1 protein-coding gene is annotated in these 729 nt (G+C 40.6%); it reads right to left on the reverse strand.

The genetic code is table 11. The features are described 5' to 3' along the window. Positions 1 to 3: 3 nt before the first annotated feature. The coding region (locus tag IX315_RS09625; RefSeq protein ID WP_211837422.1) for an ISL3 family transposase at positions 4 to 729 on the reverse strand (726 nt) is incomplete at its 5' end.

A 729-nucleotide genomic window follows, 5' to 3' on the forward strand; every position in this document is an offset into this window, starting at 1 on the left:
GGTTCATCCGACATTTCGTGTGATACGGCAGTCATGTAGAGCAAAAAGCCTTAGTTTGAAATATTCATCATCTCTATATCCGTAAGCATTTCTCTTCATCACTTTAATCTTATTGTTTATTCCCTCCACTTTGGCGGTTGATAGCCGTCCATAATACCATGCGAGTATTTCCTTTTTAGCTGCATTGATTGTGTTCGCTAATGACATTAGAGGTTTTGAAGCTGTTTCTAATGCCATTGACACCCAATTGTTTAATTTTTCCTCTGCCTCATTAATGGTTGGTTGATTATATATTTCTCTGAAGTCTTCCTTGAGGTAGTAGGCTTGAGAGAGAGGTTCGTTGATTGCAAGTGCTTCTTGGAGCTTCGTTCTTCCTTTCTCATCAATCATCTTTTCCCTGTTAGCAAGTAGGAGGTATCTTGTCCCCTTGATTAGTTTTTTCTTGCCCTCGTCCTCCTCTTTTGCCACTAACTCTCTTCGCACTTTATCAAGGGTGTCATTCATTAGTTTAATGACATGAAAGTGGTCAAATACATGTATGGCATCGGGGGTGTTCTCACGTACTGATTTTGAAAAAGCTGATGACATATCTGTCGCTACATACTTTATCTGAACGTTCTTCTTCCTTGCCCTTTTCCAGAACTTTGTGAGGGCATCCGCCCCCTTTCCGTCGCCAACATGAAGGATTCTTCCTGAGATTAGATCCACTACAATTGTCTTGTAAACATG

It is taken from the genome of Porphyromonas levii (genome assembly GCF_018206105.1).
Lineage (GTDB): Bacteria > Bacteroidota > Bacteroidia > Bacteroidales > Porphyromonadaceae > Porphyromonas_A > Porphyromonas_A levii.